Source organism: Micromonospora matsumotoense, assembly GCF_050951065.1.
Lineage (GTDB): Bacteria > Actinomycetota > Actinomycetes > Mycobacteriales > Micromonosporaceae > Micromonospora > Micromonospora matsumotoensis.
The window spans coordinates 3,814,029-3,831,364 of sequence record NZ_CP192025.1; the positions used below are offsets into that span (position 1 = coordinate 3,814,029).

The window sequence follows — 17,336 nt, forward strand, 5'->3', positions numbered from 1 at the left end:
AGTCATCGCAGGCGGTCCTGCGTGTCTGCCGCGGCGGGTCGCGGTCGCGATGGTGGGCAGAGTGCAGAGAAAGCGTGGATGACGGGGGCGAGCCGGTCGGGTGTGGTGCCGTGCAGGACCAGCTCGTCGGCACCGGCGTCGAGGTAGTCCTGAAGCCGGGCGGCGCAGGCATGGGGGCTTCCGGTCGCGGTGGACTCATCAAGCCAGGTTGCGGGTATCAGGTCGGCGGCCTCGGCGAGGTCGAGGGGGTCGAGGACGGCGTCGGCGTACGTGTCGCCGAGCCGGGCGATGTGGGGGTGTCCGCGCAGTCGTCGAAGCGCGTCCAGGTCCCAGCCGTTGATCCGCACCAGCCGTTCGCCGCCGACGGGAGCCTGTAGGTAGGTTGCCGCCCGACCCGCGATGACATCCCTGGCCTCGGGTGTCGGGTCGGCCGCGGTGAGGACGGTGGCGTAGATGCGCACGGCGTTCGGGCTACGGCCACAGGTTGTCGCGGCCTGGCGGACGCGGGCGGCGATCCGTGCGACTGCCTGCGGCGTGGTGAACGCCGGCAGGAGCACACCGTCGAAGTGTTCTCCGGCGAGCCGCAAGGACTGCTCACCTATCCCGGCCAGGACGACGCGGGGTGGCGGTGTGGTCGGCAGTTCCCGGAGCTGAAGCCTCGGGAAATCGCCTGCGGGGCCGTGGTAGGTCACCTCTTCGCCGTTCCACAGGCGGCGCAGCATGGTCACGGTGTCGACAACCATCCGCGCCGTGGCGGTGGGCGGCACGCCGAGTCCGGACAGCCAGCTGCCGCCGCGTCCGAGCCCGAGCAGGAAGCGGCCTGCGGTCAGCGACTGGAGGGTGGTCGCGAGTGAGGCGAGCTGCAGGGGGTGCCGGGTCTGAAAGGGGACGACTCCGGCGGCGATGCCGGGTCGTGTGGTGCATGCGGCCAGTGCGCCTGCGAGTGCGCCGAGGTCCTTCGTGCCGAACTTCTCGGAGATCCACAGGTTGCTGAGCCCGAGTGCCTCTCCGGCCTGCGCCTGGGCGATGCCCGTACGCGCGTCAGGCACGCGGCCGGACAGGATGTATGCCCCCAGCGGCAGGGTAGTGGGGGTGGAAGGGGTGTCGCTCACGGCATCCTGCCGTGGTGGTCCGCGCTTGCGGTGTCCCGCTGCACGGCGAGCAGGGCCTTGAGGCAGAGCGCGGTGGTGACCGCGCGGCTTCCCCACACTCTGGCGTGGTTGTCCAGCCAGGGCACCGCCTCCCAGGAGCCGTCCGGGAATTGGCTGCCGACCAGCAGCTGGCAGTCGTCCGGGGACACGGCGGTGCCGGCCGCGGTCAGGGCCAGCATGGCCAGGGCCCGGTTGAGGGGATCGGGTGCGGGTGCCTGTGCGAGGAAGTGTGCGGCCCGGGCGATCTCTTGTTGATGTCCGCCCAGGGCAGCGAGGTGGCGTACGGCGACGTAGGTGCTGTAGCAGGTTCCCACATACCAGGAGGCTCGCCAGAAGCCCATGGGCTGTTGCTGGTCGATCAGCCAGCGGGTTGCCGGGCCGACGAGCGGGCTCAGCGGTAGGGGCCCGATGTGCTGCTCGTACAGGTGGGTGGCGTGTGCGAGGTTCGCGACCACCTCGGGGTCGCGGCCGGTGTCGTTCCGGCCCCGGCCCCAGACCCGGTTGGCCGTATCGCGTTCGCCGGGTGTGTCGAGCAGCCAGGTGTTGACGACGCCGTCGTCCCATGCGTTGCGCGCGGCGAGAGCGGTGGCGGCGCGTACGACGGCGTTGTCGGCGTGGCCTGTGCGGATGAGGATCCGCAGGACCTGGGCGAGGGTGTCGGCGTCGTGCGGTAGGGGTGCGAAGCCGGGGAAGTACCGCCAGGAGACGCCGTCGCGTTGGGAGAACAGCCAGGCGGTGTTCTCGTCGGCGAGTCGCCGGCATTCCTTGTGGCCGGCCTCTGCGGCGTCCAGGAGTGCCTCGGTGATGGTGGCAACGTGGTAGATGGCGCCCACGCAGCGGAACTCGGCGAACCTCCCTGCCTCTTCTCCCGCCGTTGGCAGGGGCTGGTGCTGCTGGTCGAGCTTGACGAACTGCGCGGTGGAGTAGGAGCCCATGATGTGTGCCGCGTCCGGGTAGGACAGTTCGTGCTGTCCTACCAAGTACTCCAGTGCCCGTTCCACGGCGGCGTCAACGGTGGGTGGGGTCATCGGATCACCGCCTCCGGTGAGGTCGACACGGGTGGCTCCGTGCGGGAACGCACGGCCAGCGGAATGGGCCCCGGCATCGGGATGAGCGTGGTGACGATCCGGGCCGGTTCGTCGGACACCGGAACCAGGGTGTGCCGTTGGGCCAGGGTGGCGAGGAACACGGACGCCTCGGTGTGGGAGAACGGGCCCCCGATGCACCCTCGCGGGCCGGCGCCGAAGGGCAGGTAGGCGTGGGGCGGGATCGTCTCGGCGCGGGCCGGCAGCCAGCGGTCCGGGTCGAAGTGCTCCGGGTCCGGGAAGAGGGCCGGGTCGCGGTGCAGGGCGAAGATGGAGAACAGCACCATCGCGTCGGCCGGGAGCCGGTAGCCGCCGAGGTCGACGTCGACGAGGGGGCGGCGCATCAGCATCCAGGTGGTCGGGTAGAGGCGCAGGGTCTCCTTGACGACGCGATGGGTGTACTGCAGTCGGCCCAGGTCCTCGTACCGCACCGGACGGCCCTGCAGGACGTCGTCGACCTCGTCCTGCACGGCGCGTTGCGCAGCCGGGTGGGCGGCGAGCAGGTAGGCCGCCCAGGACATCGCCGCCGCCGTCGTCTCGCTGCCGGCGATGATCATGCTGGTGACCTCGTCGTAGACCTGGTCGTCCGTCATGGCCGCACCGGTGTCCGCGTCCACGGCCTGCAGCAGCGAGGTCAGCAGGTCCGGGTGTTGCCCGAGGTCGAGGCGGTGCTGACGGATCATCCGGTAGACCACGGCTTGGAACCGCGGCAGCGCGCGCTCGAATGCCCGGTTGGTCGGTGTCGGCAACCGGTCCAGGAAGTCGAACGGCGCCAGGGCGCGCTGGCCAAGACCCCGCAGCAGCACGGGGAGGGTCTCCTGGACCTCGGCCGCGGCCGCCGGGTCGAGGTCCGTGGAGAACAGGACCCGGGCGACGATGCCGAGCGCCAACGGGAAGGTGACCTCGTCCATCCGGACCACTTCCCCGTCGGCCCATGCGGTCACCAGCCCCTGGACGTGCTCCCCCATGGTCCGGGTGTAGCCGGCGATCTCGGAGGCGTGGACTGCCGGCTGGATGAGTCGACGCTGCCGGGCGTGGAAGTCCCCCTCCGACGTGAACAGGCCGTTGCGGGCCAGGACCTGCGCCTTTTGGAACATCACCCCCTTGTGGAACTTCTCGGCATCCGTCACCAGCATCTGACGGATCAGCTCGGGGTGGTTCACCACGTACGCCGTCCGCGGGCCCAGTTTGAACGTGGCCACATCGCCGTAGCGGCGGAGCTGCTGCACGAACCCCAGCGGATCGCGGCGGATGCGCACGGCGCTGCCGACCAGCGGAACACGCGAACGCATCGCCTTCGGCACCCGGTGCGGGACTGCCATCGACACGGACTTCTCTCCGTCCTGCCAGGGAACGTGGATTCGTCTCATGGCCGCTGGTGCTCCGACCGCGCCGGAGCCGGCGCGCCCAGCCGGACAGGGAGCGCGGTGACACTACGGCTGTACGAGGTGCGTCCCCACGTCACCGGCCCCTCCAAGTGCAGGTCCGGCAGGAGCGCGGAGATCTCCTCGAAGACCACTTCGAGCTCCATCGAGGCCAGGTGCGCCCCGACGCAGCGGTGGATCCCCGTGCCGTAGGCCAGCACGGGGGCAGCGCCACGCCGCCGTGCTGAGGGATCGAAGCGCGACGGATCGAACACTCCAGGATCTTGGAACGCCCGGGGGTCGTGGTTGGCGCCGGTGATCAGCCCGTAGATCCGCGAGCCCGCAGGGAGAACCTCACCCCCCAGTTCGATGTCGCGTACGGCGACTCGCGGGATCGGGCTGTACATCGCCGGTGACTCGAACCGCAGCAGTTCCTCGACGTACGCCGCAGCCCCGCCGGGGGATCCGTCGAGGCGGTCGACGCGCTCACGACGGACCAGCGTGCGCCACAGCGCCAAGGCGATGACCCAGGCCATGGTGGGCCCTCCGCCCGCGAGGATGGTGAACACCATGGCGATGATGTCGTTCTGCGAAAGGCCACCCTCGTCATCTCTCGTGTCGGCCAGTGCCGTGATCAGATCGCTGCCTCCGCTGCCGCGCCGACGGGCCACCAGATCCACCACGAAGGCGTCCAGTTCCGCACTGCTGCGATCCGCGTCGGACAGGCGGACGTCGGTGAGCGTCGGATCGAATGGCTGCTCGATGCGCCACACGCACGTGTTCAGCCAGGAGATATCCGCCGGGGGCAGGTCCAGCAGCAGGCTCATCATGTGCGTGGGAAGAGCCGTCGCCAGCTCGTGCAGGTCCGCCTGCTGTCCGGCGGTCAATCTCGCCGTGAGGTCTCGGACGCTGTCCGCCACGATCACCCGGGTCTGCTCCCGGAGCGCGGCCACCCGGGCGGCAGTGAGGTACCGCATGTAGACCCGGTTGAGGCGGGTGTGCTCGGGTGGATTCCGGAGCCCGATGGTGTCCGCCAGCCGACGGACGCTCGGGTGCTCTTCCATGGCCCCGGACCGGAGGATGCCGGCCGCCTGCACCCGGATGTGATCCGGCGGCGCCCGGAAGAGACGGGAGACGTCCTCGTAGCGGCTGACCAGGTATTCACCGTCCGCTCTCCGGTACACGGGGGCGTTCTCCCGCAGCCAGGCAGCCAGGGGCAGCGGATCCGCCATCACCGCCGGGTCGGACAGCACGGCGTACACGTCCGACGAGGCCAGCACCGTCCGCCAGTCCCGACTGGCGCCGGAAGCCGACGCAGCGAAGTGCGATGTGGCTGTCATGCGCGAATCACTCCTACCCTTCTCGCATCTCGAATAGCGCCACGTGCACAAGAACTTGTATGGAGTTCAGTCCATACGTGCGAGTGTCCCCTCACATCCCCAAACCGCTCTCCCCGTGGTCGTCTGGCGATAGCGGCGGACATGCGATCGGCTAGCGCCCCGTCTTTGAAAGTTGATCGTGTAATGCGATCGCCCCAGGCGCCGGGCTATCCCCGTAAGATAGAGAGACACCACCCGCCTGACAGACCGCTCAGCAATCTGCCACCGTTGGCAACCCCATCGATCGTGTTGCCGTTGCAGAGCGTTAGACACAATCCGGAGTCTGGATTATTGAGCTGATAGCAGTTAGCGTTGACGCCCACTTGCATGCCATTCCGATCGGAAGCTTCCAGCTGCGCCGTCGCGCCGGCGGCTGGCCACACCAGAAGACTCAGTCCAAGAAGGATGGCTCCGAATCCTGCCGTGAGGGCACGGCGATCACGATGGAGATGATCCATACGATGATCCATTCGTAGGCATGAATACTACTCATCAGTATCCGGATGCGAGAAGGAGATCGCAATAGCCACTCGACCATGGCATCGATCACCGCTCCTCCTCCTGATCGCCTAGCGATCTTTCCGAGACGGGTCACCAGGCCACTGGCTCCGCGAGCACAGATCCTTTGTGACTGATCAAGTGGTCGTCGGCGGGTTCGGCGATCTCGATCGTGGGAATGCCGGTTTGCGGCAGGAGAACGCGGTGTTGCGGCAGGAGAACAACGGCCGGTACTGGGCGGCGCGGAGCGGCAAGAAGGCAGTGCAAGCGTCGACACAGGTCAACCCTGGACCTGAACCGATGGCGTTTGGCACCTGCGCGACGACCCGGGGCGTCACCAGTCGACAGGTTCGGGCCGCATCCCCCGGCAGGGCTTCCCAACGTTGGGAGAGGGTCAGCGGCCCACGCGGACGCGGTCGGCGGCGTACATCTCTCGGGAGCCGTCGGCGCGGAAGATCACGATGACCGGGATGCCCTCGCCCATCTCCAGTTCGCGTCGCTCGGCGGGGGTGGGCATCCGGGCGGTAGCAGTGGTGATCCTGTCTCGCAGGAGGTCTGCGAGCTGCCGGAACACGGCGCGATCCGCACTCGGGTCGATCACGAAGTCGACGTGTCCAACAGTTCCACGACCACCAGGACAACCGGCAGGCTCTCGGTCATGCCTTTGATCCGCAGCACCTGCATGGCGCGGTCGATCACTGGCTCAGTAACGCCATAGTGCTCGATCAACTCTCGTCGGCTGGGCAGCCTGGAGCACGGCGGGAACTCGCCGGCAGCTATGCGTTCGGCGAGGTCGTCGGCGATCTGCTCGTAGCGGTAACGCAGTGACCAGCTACTCCCCTCGGCTGGCAACACGAGTAGACAAGGGGCGCAGCAACGGCTGAGCGGGGCGGCGTCAGGAGGCGACGAGGAGAGCTGCGGCCCGTTGGTCGAGTTGCTTCGCGAATGGAGGCAGGCGTGGGCCAAGGCTGCTGAGCCTGGTACGCATGTTCTTCACGGCCATGGTTGCTCGGCCGGACCGGACACCGGCCATCGAGTCCAAGGCGTTGTTCCAGCTCTCGGTCGCCTCGCGAAGCCGTCCGCGTACACATTGGACGTCGGCGAGGTTGGCCAACGTCAGGGTGTGGATCCGCCGGTACGCCTCGGTGTCGCGGGTGGCGACCGAGCGGCGCAGCTCGGTTTCCGCAGCGGGAAGGTCAGCCAGGTCGCGAAGGGCTTGACCGGCCTGACTCGCCAGCGAGGTCACGGTGAAGCCGCTGGTCTGGATCCAGGTCGGCTCGTCGTCCGGGGACGCCTTCGCGAGGTGGGCCTCGGCGGCCCTGAGCGCCGCCGACGTTCTGGCCCTGTCGCCCGTCGCGGCATGCCCACGGGCGGTGAGAACGGTGAAGAGCGCGGTCGCTGCCGGGGTCGCCCTCCCCCTCGACCAGGCGAGGGCCGAGTTGGCGAGTTCCAACGCCTCCGGACCATGTCCCAGGTCGACAGCCTGATGCGCCATCGCCCGAAGCGTGAAGCCGGCCAACGCCCGATCGTCCGCCTCGTTGGCCAATCGCAGCGACTGGAGGTAGTACCGCTGGGCCACCCCGTGCAGCGACGAATCAAACGCCTTCCAGCCCGCGAGATAGGTCAACTCGGCTGCGGCACTGAACATGGCCCGACGATCGTGGTCGGACGAAAAGGTGCCCTGGAGATAGCCGGCCACGTCGGAGGTGAGGTACTGGACCACGGCGAGCCGCGCATGCCCGCCACCGAACCGCTCGTCGGCCCTGCTGAACACCGCGAGCATGTCGCGAACAGCGTCGATCTCCCGGCGACCCACCGCCGCGCCCCCGACCCGAGCCCGCCGACCCCGGTCCGCGATGTCCTCCCAGGAGTCCAGCGGAACGGCGAGCGCAGCCAGTGAGTACAGGGCGGTGAATCCGAACGCCCGTCGTTCCACGTCGGCTCTCCCGAGCGTCAGGAGATCGGTGGCCGGGTCGTGCTTCCACCAATCCAGGCCGGTCAGATCAGGGTCCAGGCTATCGCCGACGACAAGCCCGAGATCGGCCGGACCGACAATCCGGCCCAACCGACGGGAGAAGGCTTCGGCCAGATAGCGGGAGGTCGTCTCGGCAGGCTTCACTCCGGCGATCCAGTGACCCACATGGGAACGGTCACAGGACGGGAGCGCGCCACCGTTCTCCAGCGCGACGGCACGTACCGCCGCAGCACAGGCGTCGTACGACCACTGGCACTCGCGAACGAGGGCCAGCAGCTTTTCGTTGCGTCGCCGTACTGCCATCGGCGGCCTTCCCGTTGCGGCTGCGTTCCACGCGTTCAACAGCAACGACACCCGACACGACTTCCAAGCGCCGCAGCATGTCCGTTTACTGCGAGTAGACCCTATGGGACAGCGAGTGACCGACGCAACGGTCGCCCCCGCCTCCCGCCAGACGCGGCAGAAAGCGAGAGCGCAGATGATCTCCCAGCTCCTGGCGGTCCTGTTCGGGGGGCTGGTGCCGGGCTTCCTGCTCGGGCTGCTCGCGTTCCGGGTCAAGTCCCGGTGGTGCCCCCGCTGCGGCGGGTCCACCCACCCCATGCCGCTGCCGGGGCACGACCGGTGACCGGGCCAGGCCGGCAGCGCACCGGCAGCGAGCCGCCGATCGGACGGCGGATGGCCGAGTTACGGGCCCGGCGGGGCATGAGCCAGCAGGTCTTCGCCGACCGGATCGGCAAGTCGAAGAGCTGGGTCGACAAGGTCGAACGGGGTGTGCGTACCCTCGATCGGCTCTCCGTCATCGAGACGGTGGCCGGGGCGCTCGGCGTCGCGCCGCAGCTCCTGCTCGGCGGTCGGAACCCGCCGGCACCGGTCACCGATGTCGGTGCCGCCGTGGAACGGGTCCGGGCCGCCCTGGCCCGGCACGACGCTCCGGCATCCGCCCCGGTCGGGGCGGCGGTGCGGCAGCTCGACGACCAGGCGGGCTACGCCTGGACGGCGTACCGCAACGGGCAGCACCCCCAGGTGTTGCGGATGCTGCCCGACCTGCTCGTCGACAGCCGCCACGCCTGCCACGTCAGCCTGGCGGACCCGCCCGTGCTCGATCTGCTGGTGCGGGTCTACCGGCTCACCGCCCAGACACTGGTCAAGCTCGGCGACGCGCACCTGGCCTGGCTGGCCGCCGACCGGGCGATGATGGCCGCCACCCGTGGTGACCCGATGCGGATCGGGCTCGCGGCGGTGTCCCTCGCGCAGGTGCTCCGCGCGCTGCGGCGGGGCCGGCTGGCCACGACCGCCGCGCTCACCGCCGTACGCCAACTCGACCCGGCGGTGACGCACGGCCACCCGCCGGCGTCGGCCCTGACCGGGACGCTGCTCATCGAGGCCGCCCTCGCCGTCGCCGGTCACGGCGACGCCGCCACCGCCCACGACCTGACCGAACGCGCCGCCCACCTCGCCGCCGACCACGAACGGCACGACCAGGACGGCGTCACGTTCGGCCCCACCAGCGTCGACCTCGCCCGTGCCCTCACCGCGACCCGCCTCGGCGACCACCATCGGGCCGTCGCCCTGCACCGCCGGGCCACCGACCAGGAGGGTTGGCGGCGGCTCCCCGCCGAACACCGCGCCGCCCACCTCATCGACATCACCCGGGCCCACCTCGACCTCGGTGACCACGACGCCGCCGGGCGGGCCCTCGTCACCGCCGACCACATCGCCCCCGCCGAAACCCGCACCCGTCCCGCCGCCCGGGTCGCCCTGGCCGCCGTGCTCCGCGCCGGCCCCACCCCGGCTGACGTCGCCCGCCTCGCCGCCACCATCGGGTTGACCCGCCCCTGACCTGTGCACCTGGTGGCCGGATCGGTCGTTGAGTGACGTCCAGGAAGCGCACCTGATCATCAGGCAGCAAACCGCCGACGCACTCGGACCGGTCAGCGGCTACCACGCCCATCGCCAGCCCTGAGCCCAGCAGTCGCGGCCACCGGACCTCCTGACCCGGTGGATCTCCTTGGGGACAGCACAATGACGGCATGAATCTTGCTAGGGTCCGCGCGGATGTCGCCGTGATCGACGATCTGTTGCGGGACATCGCCGAGCGCCCGGTCGACCTCGACGATCCGAACTGGATGGCCCAGATCCGGCAAGCGCCGCCGCCGGTGGAAGAGGCCGGGGTGGCGGCCGAGGCGTCCGCCGCGCTCGAGGCGCTGTTGGAGGCGTACGAGACCGGCGGAGCGCCGGCCCGTGCGGAGGTCCGGGACATCTTTCGGGCTCACCCGTCCTTCCGCTGGGCCGCCCACCTACCGGTGGCGTGGGATTCGGTCGGAGAGTTCCGCCGACGACTCGTCCATGTCTCCGCGACGGATCAAGGCGCCGATCCGCGCGACGAGCTGATGGCGATCTGGTCGCTGTGCCACCGGGCCCGCGAGTGCGGCATCGACGTCGAGCCGGTGCTCCGCGAGGTGGCGAACCTGTCATCCGACGCGGATCTCTACGGGTTCGGCTCGATGCAGATGCTGATCATGCGAGGGCTGGAGGTACACGACCTCGGCTAGAAATCGCGGCAGGGAGCCTGCCACGGTGCCCCGACCAGGATTCGAACCTGGGCTCTCCGGTTTCGTAGACCGGCGCGCTGTCCGCTGCGCCACCGGGGCTCACGGCCGACGCCCGGGGGCGTCGGCCGGTCTAACCCTTCACACAGACCACCTGCTTGAGGTGGGCCACCACCTCGACCAGGTCGTCCTGCTGCGCCATCACCTCGGTGATGTCCTTGTACGCGCCGGGGATCTCGTCGACCACCCCGGCGTCCTTGCGGCACTCCACCCCGGCGGTCTGCTGCGCCAGGTCGGCGGTGCTGAACGTCCGCTTCGCCTTCGTCCGCGACATCCGCCGCCCCGCGCCGTGCGACGCCGAGCAGTACGCGTCCGGGTTCCCCCGACCCCGCACGATGTACGACCCGGTGCCCATCGACCCGGGGATGATCCCCAGGTCCCCCCGACCGGCCCGGATCGCCCCCTTGCGGGTCACCAGCACGTCCACCCCGTCGTAGCTCTCCTCGGCCACGTAGTTGTGGTGGCAGGAGATCGGCTCCCCGTAACTGACCTGCGGGAACGCGTCCCGGACCACCCCGCAGAGCAGGGCCAGCATGACCGCCCGGTTGCGCCGCGCGTACTCCTGCGCCCACCACAGGTCCCGCCGGTAGGCGTCCATCTCCGGGGTGCCGGCGAGGAACACCGCCAGGTCCCGGTCGGGCAGGTCGGCGTTGTGCGGCAGGGTGCGGGCCACCCCGATGTGCCGCTCGGCCAGCTCCTTGCCGATGTTGCGGGAACCGGAGTGCAGCATCAGCCAGACCTGCCCGGCGTCCGGGCCGTCCTGCTCGACGCAGACCTCGATGAAGTGGTTGCCGCCGCCGAGGGTGCCCAGCTGGTGCCGGGCCCGGCTCTCCAGCTGCGCCACCTTCCGGTCCAGGGTGCCGAACCGGGCCCAGAAGTCGTCCCAGCCGCGCTGCTCCAGGCCCCGGACCCGCCGCGGGTCGACCGGGTCGTCCCGCTTGGCGAAGCCGACCGGCACGACCGCCTCGATCGCGGACCGCAGCGGTGCGAGGTTGTCGGGCAGGTCGGCGGCGGTGAGCGAGGTCCGTACCGCGCTCATCCCGCAGCCGATGTCCACCCCGACGGCGGCCGGCGAGACGGCCTGCCGCATGGCGATCACCGAGCCGACGGTCGCGCCCTTGCCGTAGTGCACGTCCGGCATCACGGCGACGCCCTGCACCCAGGGCAGCGCGCCGATGTTGCGCAGCTGCTGGGCGGCCTGCGGCTCGATGGCGTACGGGTCGGTCCAGACCCGTACCGGGGCCTTCGTGCCCGGCAGCGGGGTGAATGCCATGGTGGTTCTCCTCGTTCGTGGGGGCAGGGGTGAGCGGCTTCGCACCGGCGACTGTCGGGACCGGAACCCGGTGCGCGGCACCCCTCGGCGGGAGTCGGGGACGAAAAAGCCGCCCGGTCCCCTGGCAGGGGTGGGCGGCTGCGCGTGTCGCGCTGGCGCTATCCGCGCCGCCACCCCGGTCGCCGGCCACACCGGCGCTGGATTCGCCTGCCGGCGGGCAACAGCACACCACCGCACGGCAGCTGCCGTGTGGTTTCGGTGTGCAGGTGCTGCGACACGGTGCGCTCCCCGGTTGATCGGTGTGCTGTTGCCGTTGAACCTAGGCGGACGCCCGCACCGCCGCAAATGGATATTCCCGCCCGCACAGGTGGCGGCTATCGCGGTTCGCACATCCCCGACAGCCTGTCGAGCCAGACGCTGCCCACGAGGGCGACCGGGTAGCGGGCCTCCCGGACCTGCCCGTCGGCGGTCTGCACGGAGAACCGCATCGACAGCGGCTCCGGGCCGACCGCATCCCCGCACTGGAACAGCGCCACCACGCCGATCCAGCCGGTGCCCCCGGGCCGGATCAGCCGGGTCCGGCCGAGATCCTGGATCAGGACGGTGGGGCTCTCCGCCCGGACCGACCGTAGCGTGATCGGCGACGGCCCGGCGTTGACCACCGCCAGCGACCCCTCGATCCGGGCCCGGCCCCCGGAGTTCACGCCGCCGCTGTCCACTCCGGCGGGGATGGCCACCAGCGTGACCGTCGCGTCCCGCTCCTGTCGGGCGCGGGCCTCCCGCGACCGGTCGACACCCCAACCGCCCAGCACGGTGCCGGCGGCGAAGGCGGCCACCAGACCGGCGACGAGCCAGGGTCGGGCGGTACGCCGGCCACGGCTGCCGGTCGGCCCGACGGATTCGTCCCGAGGCGTGTCCAGGTCGATCACGGCATCCTCGGTGGACATGGCGACAGCCTAGGGTTCCCCCGGGCGGTGCGGGCGTGTCCGGCCCGGACACCACGCGGTACGGTCCATGGCCATGGCATTGATGCGGTGCGACTTCGACTCCGCGGCGCTGGGAATCAGCACGTCGATGACGGTGATCCTGCCGCAACCCGACCCGGATCTGCCCACGGGACCGGCCGACGGCGACCCGCCGGTGCTCTACCTGCTGCACGGCCTCAGCGACGACGACACCGCCTGGACCCGCCAGACCTCGATCGAACGCTACGTGGCGTCGCTGGGCCTGGCCGTGGTGATGCCCCAGGTGGGGCGCAGCTTCTATACCGACGAGACGCACGGCAACCGGTACTGGACCTTCCTCACCGAGGAGTTGCCCCGGGTCTGCCGGTCGTTCTTCCGGCTCTCCGACCGCCGGGAGGACACCTTCGTGGCCGGGCTGTCGATGGGCGGCTACGGCGCGGTGAAGTGGGCGCTGCGGCAGCCGGAACGGTTCGCCGCCGCCGCCAGCCTGTCCGGGGCGCTCCACGTCGCCCACCGCCGGCACCACCCGGACCGGCCACTCGACCCGGACGTCTGGCACACCATCTGGGGCGATGCCCCGACGGCCGGGGCCGACGACGACACGGTGGCGCTGGTGGGCCGGGCCGGGCCCGACACTCCCCCGCTCTACGTCGCCTGCGGCACCGAGGACTTCCTGTACGGCGACAACGTGCGTTTCGTCGAGGCCGCCCGGGACCGGGGCGTGCCGGTGACCGTGGAGTTCTCCCCCGGCGACCACGACTGGCCGTACTGGGACGCCCAGATCCAGAAGGTGCTGGCCTGGCTGCCGCTGCGCACCCGGCCCCCCGTCACCTGACCCGACGGGCGCGGCACCGCCGCCCGGCCGCCCGGCGCAGCGGCGGCACCGTCACCGGGCCGGGGCAGGCGGTCAGACGCCCACGCTGCCGTCCACGCCTTCACGCAGCAGGTCGGCGTGGCCGTTGTGGCGGGCGTACTCGTGCATCATGTGCAGCATCACCAGCCGCAGCGACACGTCCTCACCCCAGCGCGGCTGGTGGCCGGTGACGTCGAGCGAGGCCGCCGCCAGCTCGATACGCCGGGAGTGCGCCACCTCCCGCTGCCACGCCTCGAACGCCTCCGCCCCGGTCGACCCGGTCGGGTCGTACGCCTGCTGGTAGTCGCCGGTGTCCGACCAGAGCAGCGGCACGTCCTCGGCGTCGATCACCCGACGGAACCAGGCGCGCTCCACCTCGGCGAGGTGCCGCAACAGGCCGAGCAGGGTCAACTGCGACGACGGCACGGCGCGGCGACGCAGCTCCTCGTCGGTCAACCCCTCGCACTTGATGGCGAGGGTGGCCCGGTGGAAGTCGAGAAAGGCGCGCAGCGTCTCCCGCTCCCCGGCGCACAGCGGCGGGCCGATCCGTTCGGTGGTCATGTCGGGTCCTCCACGGGAACGGGGCCGCCCCGGGCGGGCGGCCGGAAGCCCTCGGGCAGCCTAGCGGCGTCCGGGTGCCGGCCCGCCGGGGCAGGTCGACCGGCGGCGGCCGACCCCGGGACCGATGACGGGCGGGTCAGCGGGGCAGGGACGCGCGGGCCACCGGAAAGTCGAAGTAGGTGTCCGGGTAGGGCTCGTCGGCGTACCGGTAGTGCCACCACTCCCGGTCGTAGTTGACGAAACCCTCCCCGGTCATCAGGCGCTTCAGCAGTTGCCGGTGGGTCCGGGCGTCGCCGGTGACCCGGGCGTCGGCGGTGTGCGCGAGCGGGTCGAAGCAGTCGAATCCGGTGCCCATGTCGAGGCTGCCGTCGGCGAACCGCCGGTCGGCCGGATCGGTGCAGGCCACCAGCGGCTGGCCCGGGGCGTACGAGGCGCGGGGCGGGGCTGGCCGGGGCTCCAGGGTCAAATCGAGGGTGCTGCCCCGGCTGTGTGCGGTGGGCGCACCGAGGTAGCCGTCGGCGAACAGCTTCGACTTGGCCACCCGGGGATAGAACTCCGCCTTCATCTGCTGCGCGGCGGGGTCCTTCGCCCAGCGGACGAACTCGTCGGCGGCGCGCTGCGGCCGGTAGCAGTCGTAGACCCGCAGGCTCAACCGTTGGGCGCGGGCAGCGTCCTGCACCCGGCGCAGCGCCTCGGCGGCGGTACGGGTGAGCAGGCACAACGGCTCGTCGTAGCCGTCCACCGGGCGGCCGAGGAAGTTGTGCGGGCCGGCGTAGCGGACGTCCACGACGATGCTCGGGTCGACCTCGGACAGCAGCACCACGTCGGTCGGGGCACGGGGTCCGGTCGGGGCACGGGGTCCGGTCGGGGTGGGCGTGGCGGCGTCCGCCGGCGGCGCGGGCTGCGGGGGCCGGTCACAGCCCGCCGCCGCGAGCACCACCGCGACGAGCAGCAACCGGACCAGCACCCACCGGCGGCGGTGCGCGCCGGGTCTCACCGCCGTCGGCGGATGTCGTGGGGTCGGTGGCGCAGGGCGAGCAGCAGCCCGGCGAGCCCGGCCACGACGGCGGCCAGGGAGACCGCGACCAGCGGACGTGACCAGGGGTGACCGGCCGGGTCGAGTCGGCCCGGTCCACCGGCGGCGGCCAGCGGGGGCGGGGTGGCGGCGGTCCCGGACGGGCCGGCGGTCAGTTCACCGGGGTTGACCAGGCGGCCCACGGCCGCACCCCGGGGCACTCCGAAACCCCAGTCGAGCAGGGCCGCGCCCTGTTCCCAGCCCCGCTTGTCGACGACCTCCGCGCCGAGCAGGGTAACCACGAGCCGCCGGCCGCCGCGTTCGGCGGCCCCGACGTAGGTGTGCCGGGCCAGGTCCGTGTAGCCGGTCTTGCCGCCCAGCGCCCCCGGGTACCGGTAGAGCAGTTGGTTGTCGTTCTGGATCGGGAAGGCCTTCTCGCCGAGCGCCGGCTGGGCCGGGATCATTGCCTCCCGGGTGGTGTCGTAGCGGCGGAAGGTGGCGTCGGCGAAGCAGGCACGGGCGATCAGCGCCAGGTCGTACGCGCTGGTGAACTGGCCCGGCCCGTCCAGCCCGGACGGGGTCACCGCGTGGGTCTGCCCCGCGCCGAGCTGCCGGGCGTGCGCGTTCATCGCCCGCAACCCGCCGGGCAGACCGTCCGCGCCACCGCCGAGCCGGGCCAGCGCGTTCGCCGCCTCGTTGCCGGACTTGAGCAGCAGGCCCAGCCAGAGGGTCTCGATCCGGTACCGGCCGTCCTCGGCGAAACCCACGGCGGAGCTGCCGGGCTCGATGTCGAGGTCGCCATCGGTGAGGGTGACCACCTGCCGGGGGTCGAGGGTCGGCAGCATGGTGGCGGCGAGCAGCAGCTTCTGCACGCTGGCCGGGGTGCCGTACTCGTGCGGGCCGCAGCCACCGAGCACGTCGCCGCTGTCCAGGTCGGCGACCAGCCAGGAGGTGGCCGGCACGGCGGGCGGCGCGGACGTCCCGGCCGGCCGTACCTGCGCCCTGGTGGCCAGGGCGGGACCGCCGACCGCCCGGGCGGCGGGGTCCGCGCGCGGCGGCGTCGGCCGGGGCGGCCGGGACGCCGCCGGCACGGGCGCGCACGGCCCGGTGGTCACCGCCCCGGCAGCGGCCACGGCACCGGCGGGCGCGCCGACCGGCGACAGCAGGAGACCGACGATGACAGCGGCGGTACGTCCCCGAACTCTCACGCTGACGAACGTAGTGATGCCGGGTCCGTCGCTCGGGCGATCCGGTGAATCACGCCCTGCGGGCCCGGGTCGACCGGTAGCATGCCGCCCCTGCTGCGACGAACCCGCAGCTCGAACCCACATTCGGGTCCCCGGCACCGGGCCGTGGGTGCGCCCGGTGGTCACCCGGCCTGCGGCGGGAGGTGTCGACGACGGTCCATGCGGGTAGCGGAGGGTAGGCACCGGTGAAGGAGGAGACCATGACCGACCCCCGTTACGCTCCGCTCGGCCTCGCGGCCGGTGGTGACCTGGTCGACGTCGATGACGTCGACACCCGCCCCGTGGTGGGGGCGGACGACGCCCGCGCCGACGCCGCGCGGGCCGGCGCGGAGGTGGACCTGTCCGGGGCGGACCGCGACGGCGACGGCGTACCGGTCGGGTCGGCCGACGCGGACGCCGACCGGGCCCGCGCGGCGGGCGAGGAGGGCTGACCGTTCGGGCGGGGGCGATCCACGCCCCCGCCCGACGGGTTCGGCGGTCTGCCGGGGTGCGACCCGGCCCGCCGGGCTCAGCGACCCCGGATGGCCCGGTGGATCTGCACCGGCTGGGCCGGGGCGCCGTCCACCGGCGCGGGGTCCTCCGGGGTGGGCGCGATGCCACCGGCGGCGATCCGGTCCAGGGTGGCCAGCCCGGCCGCGTCGATGCTGCCGAACACGGTGTAGTTGGGGCGCAGCGCCGAATCCGACTGCACCAGGAAGAACTGGCTGCCGTTGGTGTCTGGACCGGCGTTGGCCATGGCCAGCGTGCCCCGGGCGTAGAGCCGGCGGACCCCGGTGGGGTCGGTCGGCGCGGGCGGCAGGTCGGTGGGCAGTTCGTCGCGGTAGCGGTAGCCCGGCCCGCCCTCACCGGTGCCGGAGGGGTCCCCGCACTGGAGCACCTTGAGCGTCGGGTAGGCGGTCAGCCGGTGGCAGGGCGTCCAGTCGTAGAACCGGTGTCGCGCCAGGTGCAGGAAGCTCTGCACGGTGCACGGGGCCTGCTCCCGGTCCAGGGTCAGGCCGATCGGCCCCTGGTTGGTGCGCAGGGTGACCCGGACCGTGCCGTGGTCCGGCGTCTGTCGCGGGTCCCGCGGCAGCGGCACCGGCCGGGCCGCCGGTTCGTCGGGCGTGGAGGTGTACGCGCACGGCCCCTTGGTGGTCCGGGCGGCGCTCGGCCCGTCGGCGGGCGCGGCGACGGCCGCGGTGCCACCGGCGACGACCAGCGCGGCCGAGGCCAGCGCCGTCCCGGCGAGGCGGGCCAGCCGGCCATGGGCACGTGACCCGGCGGCGAACGGTCGGGGTTCACTCGACACTGTGGTCCTCCTGGACTCGTGGTACCGGAGAGGCGGGTGGTACCGGAACGACCGGAGTCTATGGAGGGCGGAC

General features: G+C 71.7%; 19 protein-coding genes and 1 tRNA gene. 5 read left to right on the top strand and 15 right to left on the bottom strand.

What is annotated here, in order from left to right; all coding sequences use genetic code 11:
• Positions 1-2 precede the first annotated feature (2 nt).
• From ACQP1S_RS16775 to ACQP1S_RS16810, 8 genes are all read right to left on the bottom strand, one after another.
• Positions 3-1,112 (bottom strand): TIGR03857 family LLM class F420-dependent oxidoreductase, encoded by a 1,110-nt coding sequence (locus ACQP1S_RS16775; RefSeq protein WP_432896153.1) that lies wholly within the window; start codon positions 1,110-1,112, stop codon positions 3-5.
• Positions 1,109-2,179 carry a hypothetical protein gene (locus ACQP1S_RS16780; protein ID WP_432896156.1) on the bottom strand — a complete coding sequence of 357 codons (1,071 nt, stop codon included), beginning with the start codon at positions 2,177-2,179 and terminating at the stop codon, positions 1,109-1,111. Before ACQP1S_RS16780 ends, ACQP1S_RS16775 begins: the two co-directional genes overlap by 4 nt.
• Positions 2,176-3,558: a cytochrome P450 gene (locus tag ACQP1S_RS16785; RefSeq protein ID WP_432908091.1), complete on the bottom strand. Its 1,383-nt coding sequence runs from the start codon at positions 3,556-3,558 to the stop codon at positions 2,176-2,178. Before ACQP1S_RS16785 ends, ACQP1S_RS16780 begins: the two co-directional genes overlap by 4 nt.
• A gap of 44 nt (positions 3,559-3,602) precedes the next feature.
• Entirely contained in the window at positions 3,603-4,862 is a 1,260-nt protein-coding gene (locus ACQP1S_RS16790) for a cytochrome P450 (protein WP_432896159.1), read from the bottom strand.
• A 508-nt stretch (positions 4,863-5,370) separates the two neighbouring features.
• Positions 5,371-5,529 carry a hypothetical protein gene (locus ACQP1S_RS16795; protein ID WP_432896162.1) on the bottom strand — a complete coding sequence of 53 codons (159 nt, stop codon included), beginning with the start codon at positions 5,527-5,529 and terminating at the stop codon, positions 5,371-5,373.
• 342 nt (positions 5,530-5,871) lie between these two features.
• Positions 5,872-6,078: a hypothetical protein gene (locus ACQP1S_RS16800; protein ID WP_432896165.1), complete on the bottom strand. Its 207-nt coding sequence runs from the start codon at positions 6,076-6,078 to the stop codon at positions 5,872-5,874.
• Entirely contained in the window at positions 6,075-6,332 is a 258-nt protein-coding gene (locus ACQP1S_RS16805) for a winged helix-turn-helix domain-containing protein (protein ID WP_432896168.1), read from the bottom strand. The genes ACQP1S_RS16800 and ACQP1S_RS16805 overlap by 4 nt, the downstream gene beginning before the upstream one ends.
• A 40-nt stretch (positions 6,333-6,372) precedes the next feature.
• Positions 6,373-7,800, bottom strand: coding sequence for a Tat pathway signal protein (locus tag ACQP1S_RS16810; RefSeq protein WP_432896171.1), 1,428 nt, complete (start codon positions 7,798-7,800; stop codon positions 6,373-6,375).
• A gap of 130 nt (positions 7,801-7,930) precedes the next feature.
• On the opposite strand from ACQP1S_RS16810, the gene ACQP1S_RS16815 reads away from it, so the two are divergent.
• The 3 genes from ACQP1S_RS16815 to ACQP1S_RS16825 all read left to right on the top strand — a co-directional run bounded on the left by ACQP1S_RS16815 (position 7,931) and on the right by ACQP1S_RS16825 (position 10,004).
• The gene (locus ACQP1S_RS16815; RefSeq protein ID WP_432896174.1) at positions 7,931-8,077 is read left to right on the top strand and encodes a hypothetical protein; all 147 of its coding nucleotides are present in this window, start codon (positions 7,931-7,933) and stop codon (positions 8,075-8,077) included.
• Positions 8,074-9,291, top strand: a complete 1,218-nt coding sequence (locus ACQP1S_RS16820; protein ID WP_432896177.1) for a helix-turn-helix domain-containing protein — start codon at positions 8,074-8,076, stop codon at positions 9,289-9,291. The genes ACQP1S_RS16815 and ACQP1S_RS16820 overlap by 4 nt, the downstream gene beginning before the upstream one ends.
• A 191-nt stretch (positions 9,292-9,482) precedes the next feature.
• Entirely contained in the window at positions 9,483-10,004 is a 522-nt protein-coding gene (locus tag ACQP1S_RS16825; RefSeq protein ID WP_432896180.1) for a hypothetical protein, read from the top strand.
• A 26-nt stretch (positions 10,005-10,030) separates the two neighbouring features.
• On the opposite strand, the gene ACQP1S_RS16830 is transcribed toward ACQP1S_RS16825, so the two are convergent.
• From ACQP1S_RS16830 to ACQP1S_RS16840, 3 genes are all read right to left on the bottom strand, one after another.
• Positions 10,031-10,103 (bottom strand) — tRNA-Arg (locus tag ACQP1S_RS16830).
• Between the two features lie 31 nt (positions 10,104-10,134).
• A complete protein-coding gene (locus tag ACQP1S_RS16835) occupies positions 10,135-11,334 on the bottom strand; it encodes an RtcB family protein (protein ID WP_432896183.1) in 1,200 nt (399 codons plus the stop codon).
• Between the two features lie 374 nt (positions 11,335-11,708).
• The gene (locus tag ACQP1S_RS16840; RefSeq protein WP_432896186.1) at positions 11,709-12,281 is read right to left on the bottom strand and encodes a hypothetical protein; all 573 of its coding nucleotides are present in this window, start codon (positions 12,279-12,281) and stop codon (positions 11,709-11,711) included.
• Between the two features lie 73 nt (positions 12,282-12,354).
• Between ACQP1S_RS16840 and ACQP1S_RS16845 the strand changes: the two genes are divergently transcribed.
• Positions 12,355-13,134, top strand: a complete 780-nt coding sequence (locus ACQP1S_RS16845) for an alpha/beta hydrolase (RefSeq protein WP_432896188.1) — start codon at positions 12,355-12,357, stop codon at positions 13,132-13,134.
• Between the two features lie 72 nt (positions 13,135-13,206).
• On the opposite strand, the gene ACQP1S_RS16850 is transcribed toward ACQP1S_RS16845, so the two are convergent.
• From ACQP1S_RS16850 to ACQP1S_RS16860, 3 genes are all read right to left on the bottom strand, one after another.
• Entirely contained in the window at positions 13,207-13,713 is a 507-nt protein-coding gene (locus ACQP1S_RS16850; RefSeq protein ID WP_432896191.1) for a DinB family protein, read from the bottom strand.
• Positions 13,714-13,849: 136 nt separating this feature from the next.
• Entirely contained in the window at positions 13,850-14,710 is an 861-nt protein-coding gene (locus ACQP1S_RS16855) for a M15 family metallopeptidase (RefSeq protein WP_432896194.1), read from the bottom strand.
• Positions 14,707-15,936, bottom strand: a complete 1,230-nt coding sequence (locus ACQP1S_RS16860; RefSeq protein WP_432896197.1) for a D-alanyl-D-alanine carboxypeptidase family protein — start codon at positions 15,934-15,936, stop codon at positions 14,707-14,709. Before ACQP1S_RS16860 ends, ACQP1S_RS16855 begins: the two co-directional genes overlap by 4 nt.
• Positions 15,937-16,175: 239 nt before the next feature.
• Between ACQP1S_RS16860 and ACQP1S_RS16865 the strand changes: the two genes are divergently transcribed.
• Positions 16,176-16,406, top strand: a complete 231-nt coding sequence (locus ACQP1S_RS16865; RefSeq protein ID WP_091253597.1) for a hypothetical protein — start codon at positions 16,176-16,178, stop codon at positions 16,404-16,406.
• Positions 16,407-16,483: 77 nt separating this feature from the next.
• Here ACQP1S_RS16865 and ACQP1S_RS16870 read toward each other — a convergent pair whose 3' ends face one another.
• Positions 16,484-17,263, bottom strand: coding sequence for a peptidylprolyl isomerase (locus ACQP1S_RS16870; RefSeq protein WP_245722843.1), 780 nt, complete (start codon positions 17,261-17,263; stop codon positions 16,484-16,486).
• Positions 17,264-17,336 lie beyond the last annotated feature (73 nt).